Raw genomic sequence first — 5,347 nt, forward strand, 5'->3', positions numbered from 1 at the left:
AACGTCGACGGCCCCACATCCACCCGCGTCCGCTCCACCGCCCGAGCCCCCGCCCACAGCACCCCCTCACTCAGCGACCGATACCGGCACGAGGGATCAAGGCCCAGCCCCGGCCGCGAACGCCCAGCCAGCACGAACCCCCACTCCCGCGGCACCGGAGCCGCCGCCCCCCGGTCGGGCCCGGCCGCGAACCCCGCGAGCCGCCCGCCCGCGCTGTACGGCACGGTCGCAAGCCCGGCCGCCCGCATGCCCGCGTCCACCGTCCAGAACGCCCGCGGCCGCGTACTCGCCGACCCCGCGTGCACCGCGAACCGGCCGCCCGGCGCGAGCACCCGCTCCGTGAGCCCGAAGAACTCCTGCGAGTAGAGCTTCGTGGAGGCCGTGATCCCCGGATCCGGCAGATCGGAGATCACCACGTCGTACGCGCGCCGCGACGCCCCGCGCAGCCACTGGAACGCATCCGCGTGCACCACCCGCACCCGCGGATCGTCGAACGCCTTCCGGTTCAGCGCGGCAAGCGCCGGATCCCGGCGCGCCAACTCCACGACAGCCGCGTCCAGTTCGACCACGTCGACGCGCCGCACTCCGGGATGCCGGAGCACCTCCCGTAACGCCAGACCGTCCCCGCCCCCGAGAACGAGCACCCGCCCGTGCCGGCCCGCCATCGCCGGCTGGACCAGCGCCTCGTGATACCGGTGCTCGTCGCGGCCGCTGACCCGCAGCCGCCCGTCGAGGAAGAGGTTCAGCGGTCCCGCGGGCGGTCCGGTGAGGACGACCTCCTGGACGTCGGTCTGGACGGCGACGCGGACGTCGGCCCCGTACACCGCACGCCGCGCGGCCCGTTCGAAGTCGTCGACGAGGACGGCCGCGGCGGCGAGGAGCGCGAGCACGGTGACATTGACGAGCAGCAGCAGCCGGCGGCCGCGGCGCGTCAGATCGCGCCGGAACAGCCAGAGCACCAGCGCCCCGCCCGCGACCGCGTTCACCGCGCCGGTGAGCAGCGCCCCGGTCAACTGCCCGAACAGCGGCAGCAGAAGGAAGGGAAAGGCCAGCCCCCCGACCAGGGCGCCCACATAGTCCGCCGCGAACAGATCCGCGACCGCACCGCCCGCGTCCTGGCGCCGGATGCGCTGGATCAGGGTCATCAGCAAGGGGACTTCGGCGCCGATCAGGATCCCGATGGCCAGGGAGAACGTCACGAGCAGGGCGCGCGCCTCACCGCCCCAGACGAACCCCGCGTACAGGGCCATGGCACTGCAGCCGCCGACCAGCGCGAGCAGGGCCTCGACCATGCCGAAACCGGCCGCGGCCCGGCAGCGCAGCCGTTTCGCGGCGAGCGAGCCGATGCCCATGGCGAAGACCATCACGGACAGGACGACGGAGGCCTGGGTGACCGAGTCGCCGATCAAGTACGAACCGAGGGCGACCAGTTCGAGCTCGTAGACGAGTCCGCAGGCCGCGCAGATGAAGACGCCCAGGAGCACCAGGAACCGGCCGGTGCGCGCGGACACCGGGAGCCGGGCGTCGACGGCCGCCTCACGGGGTGGCGGAACGCCGGGGGGTGCGGGCAGGGGCGGTTCGATCACGTTGCGAACGCTACGTCACGAAGGGTGGACAGCCTGTCACCCACACGGCTTAACTCGGCGCCTTGAGGGTTGAGTTGCCCACCGGGCCGCTCGGACGGTGCCCTTCGGCCGCTCAGACCGTGCCCATCGGGCCGCTCAGACGACCGCCGGCTGCCGCACTCCGACCCTGGTACGGGTCGCGACCAACTGGCCTTCCTGGGGATAGGCGTGCCAGGTGCGCCAGTGCACCTGCGAGGGATGGTCGGGGTTCCGCTGCACGAGCATCGCGGTGAACGCGTGCGGGCTGCCGGGGAAGACGCCCGCGAGTCCGTTGGGATGGTCGGCGACCAGCGCGAGCAGCTCCTGCGCGCGCCCGGCGAACTGGCCGCGCGTGAGCGTCTCGACGCGCGCCGCGAACTCGTACTCCCAGTCCCCCACCCGTTTGGCGACCCCCAGCGGCAGCGGTGTGCTGCTGCCCGGCATGCACGCCACGGTCTCCGAACAGGTGCCCTCCTCCTGATCGAGGAGCACCTGATGCGAGGCACCGAGCAGGCGCAACTGCACTTTGGCGTCCGCCAGTTCGAGATCGAGGACCGCGAGCGCCGGCAACGGCTCGCGGCCGAGCGCCCAGGCGAGGTCGGCCGCGCGCGTGTCGGTGTAGGTGGTCTCAAGGGTCGTGAGCATGGGTCGGCTCCGCAAACACGCAGTGGGAAGTGGGGGGACCTGACACATGGGCTGGCACATCAGCTGGCTCGAGCGGTCCGTGGCTGCGTCAATCAGGTGAAGGGAATCATGAAGGGGAGCGCCGCCACAGCGTTTTTACCCAACTTCGTGGGGTTTCCATCCCCCCGAGGGCCCCACAGTTCAACTGTTCTCCACAGTTCAACAAGAAGGTGCCCGGCAGGAGTTCCCTCCCACCGGGCACCTTCTCGTGGCGACTATGCCGGATGCATTCCCCCTGGCAGATGCCACCTTCGGACCGGCTGCCCCGTGTCAGCCGCCTCCGCCGTGGCAGTTGAGGGTGTCCGCGAGCCCCCGTCGCCCGCGGACCTCCTCGAAGGCCCGGTCAGCTGCCTCCTCCGCCGCATCCTCCGCCACCGCCGCACGACGACCCTCCGCCGCACGACGAGCCTCCCCCGCAGCCCCCGCCCGAACTGCTCCCGCCTCCGCCGCCGGCCCAGCCGCTGCGCCGGCGCTTCTTCGGCCTGCCGCTCGACTGGCTGTTGAGGCTGGAGCCCACCACCACCAGAACGACGAAGACGATGCCCAACACGATGACGATCCCCACGGAGACCACCCCCGTCTCTCTGTCCCCCGAAGCGGTGCCCCCGCTTCTCATGTGCGAGGGGGATGCCCGCACGCACACCGCGCCAAAGCGGAGTTGAGCAAGTTCAGAGGTTCGGCGTTCACAGCCCGGAACGCCCCCCGCTTGAGCGACGCCCCCACCCCGGCGCAGGATGGCCGTCATGACCGCTGCCGCAGCCCGCCCGCTTCTCAATGTCCACCTCGCCGAGTTCGGCACCACGATCTTCGCCGAGATGTCCGCGCTCGCCGTCAGGACCGGGGCCATCAACCTCGGCCAGGGCTTCCCGGACACCGACGGCCCCGAGGCCGTACGGGAGGCGGCGGTGCGGGCGCTCAGGGACGGGCGCGGCAATCAGTACCCGCCGGGGCCCGGCGTGCCCGAGCTGCGCCACGCGATCGCGGTGCATCAGCAGACGCGGTACGGGCTCGCGTACGACCCGGACCGCGAAGTGCTCGTCACGGCCGGGGCGACCGAGGCGATCGCCGCCTCGCTGCTCGCCCTGGTGGCGCCCGGAGACGAGGTGGTGGGCCTGGAGCCGTACTACGACTCGTATGCCGCGTGCATCGCGATGGCCGGCGGCAAGCGCGTCCCGGTCACCCTGCGCCCCGACGAGACCGGCTTCCACCTGGACCTCGACGAGCTGCGGGCCGCGGTCACCGACCGCACCCGGCTGATCCTGCTCAACACCCCGCACAACCCCACCGGCACGGTCCTGACCCGCGCCGAGCTCACCGCGATCGCCGAACTCGCCGTCGAGCGCGACCTCCTGGTCATCACCGACGAGGTCTACGAACACCTGGTCTTCGACGGCGAGCACATCCCGCTGGCCTCGCTGCCCGGGATGCGCGAGCGCACGGTCACCATCTCGTCCTCGGGCAAGAGCCTCTCGTTCACCGGCTGGAAGGTCGGCTGGATCACCGCCACCCCCGAACTCGTCACGGCGGTCCGCACGGCCAAGCAGTTCCTCACATACGTGGCCTCCGGCCCCTTCCAGTACGCGATCGCCGAGGGCCTCGCCCTGCCGCCCGCGTACTTCGACGGCCTGCGCGACGAACTGCGCGCCAAGCGCGACCTGCTCGCGGCCGGTCTGGAGGACGTGGGTTTCAAGGTCTACCGCCCGGCCGGCACGTACTTCATCACCACCGACATCACCCCGCTCGGCGCCCGCGACGGCGTGGAGTTCTGCCTCGCTCTGCCCGAGCGCGCGGGCGTCGTCGCGATCCCGACCTCGGTGTTCTACGACGACAAGGAGGCCGGGCGCTCGCTGGTGCGGTTTGCCTTCTGCAAGAAGACCGAGGTGCTCGAAGAGGCCGTGGCACGGCTGAAGTCCTGGTAGAGGCCGTACGCGGAGGCCACACGCAGAAGCCGTACGCGAAGGCCGTACGGCGGCTGAAGTCCTGGTAACGGATTGCGGGCTGTCCGGGCGCGTGCAGGAGAATAATCGGGACAAACAGCGCATCGTACGCATGTGACTCAGACCCTCGCCTGGCCGCAGCTCAGCGGCCGAGTCGCGCGCCTGCCCGCCCCGGTCCTCGCGCTCGGGGCGTTCGCCGCCGCGCGGTGTGCCGGGATCGTCGTGCTCGCGGCGGTCGCCCGGCGCACCGGGCAGGACACGTTCGCGCTGCTCGGCGCCTCGTGGGACGCCCGCTGGTACACCGGTATCGCGGCCCACGGCTACGGCCGCACCCTGCACTTCGGCCCGGACGTCGTCCACAGCGACCTGGCCTTCTTCCCGCTGTATCCGGGCCTGATCCGCGCGGCCGCCACCGTGCTCCCGGTGAGCACCCCCGCGGCCGGCATCCTCGTGGCCTGGCTCGCCGCCGCGCTCGCGGCCTGGGGGATCTACGCGATCGGCGCGCACCTGTACGACCGGCGCACCGCCACGCTCCTGGTGGTCCTGTGGGGTCTGCTGCCGCACTCGGTCGTGCTGTCGATGGCGTACACCGAACCGGTGCTCACGGCCTGCGCGGCCTGGTCCCTGTACGCGCTCCTGACCGGCCGGTGGGTGTGGGCGGGCACCCTGGCCGCGCTCGCGGGGCTCTCGCGGCCCAACGGGTTCGCGGTCGCCGCGGCGGTGATCCTGGTGGCGGGAGCCGGGGTGCCTGTGTAGGCGTCTGATAACGAAGTTGGGGGCTGGCTGTGTCCGGCACAGGTTTGTCGACCATACTCCTGCGGTGTGGAGCAGCGCATAGGTTCGAGCAGCCAGCCCCTGGAAGGCGCCGGATTCGACCCGGCATTCATCCCCGGGCTCACCTCGCCCGCGTCCGCCCGGGGGGAGGACGCCAAGACCGGGACGGACGAGCCCGAGGACGACACGGCACCCGGGACGGAGCCCGGTGAGGAGAGCGCCGGGGTCGCCGAGGCCGTGGACGACTCCGGGAAGTCGAAGGACCCGCAGGAGGACTCCGAGCCCTCCGAGGAGGACCCGCGGCCCGTCGTCGACGGCCCGGTCTTCGAGGCGTCCGACCGCCGGGCC

3 protein-coding genes and 2 pseudogenes are annotated in these 5,347 nt (G+C 72.0%); 3 read left to right on the top strand and 2 right to left on the bottom strand.

The window, feature by feature from the left end; translation table 11 throughout:
* Positions 1 to 1,586 (bottom strand): polyamine aminopropyltransferase (locus G6045_RS38960; RefSeq protein ID WP_165336981.1); only part of this gene is annotated, 1,586 nt, incomplete at its 3' end.
* 135 nt (positions 1,587 to 1,721) lie between these two features.
* Entirely contained in the window at positions 1,722 to 2,249 is a 528-nt protein-coding gene (locus tag G6045_RS38965; RefSeq protein WP_165336982.1) for a DUF2617 family protein, read from the bottom strand.
* 773 nt (positions 2,250 to 3,022) lie between these two features.
* Between G6045_RS38965 and G6045_RS38975 the strand changes: the two genes are divergently transcribed.
* The 3 genes and pseudogenes from G6045_RS38975 to G6045_RS41805 all read left to right on the top strand — a co-directional run.
* Positions 3,023 to 4,207 (top strand): pyridoxal phosphate-dependent aminotransferase, encoded by a 1,185-nt coding sequence (locus G6045_RS38975; protein WP_206344760.1) that lies wholly within the window; start codon positions 3,023 to 3,025, stop codon positions 4,205 to 4,207.
* Positions 4,208 to 4,387: 180 nt separating this feature from the next.
* Positions 4,388 to 4,963 (top strand): annotated as a pseudogene (locus G6045_RS38980) (hypothetical protein); the annotation flags it as partial.
* An 84-nt stretch (positions 4,964 to 5,047) separates the two neighbouring features.
* A pseudogene (locus tag G6045_RS41805) lies at positions 5,048 to 5,347 on the top strand (hypothetical protein); the annotation flags it as partial.

The organism is Streptomyces mesophilus (genome assembly GCF_011044995.1).
Taxonomy (GTDB): Bacteria; Actinomycetota; Actinomycetes; order Streptomycetales; family Streptomycetaceae; genus Streptomyces; species Streptomyces mesophilus.

Coding starts and splice junctions, on each gene's coding strand:
- G6045_RS38965 (WP_165336982.1), bottom strand. CDS start 2,249: ATGCTCACGACCCTTGAGACCACCTACACCGACACGCGCGCGGCCGAC.
- G6045_RS38975 (WP_206344760.1), top strand. CDS start 3,023: ATGGCCGTCATGACCGCTGCCGCAGCCCGCCCGCTTCTCAATGTCCAC.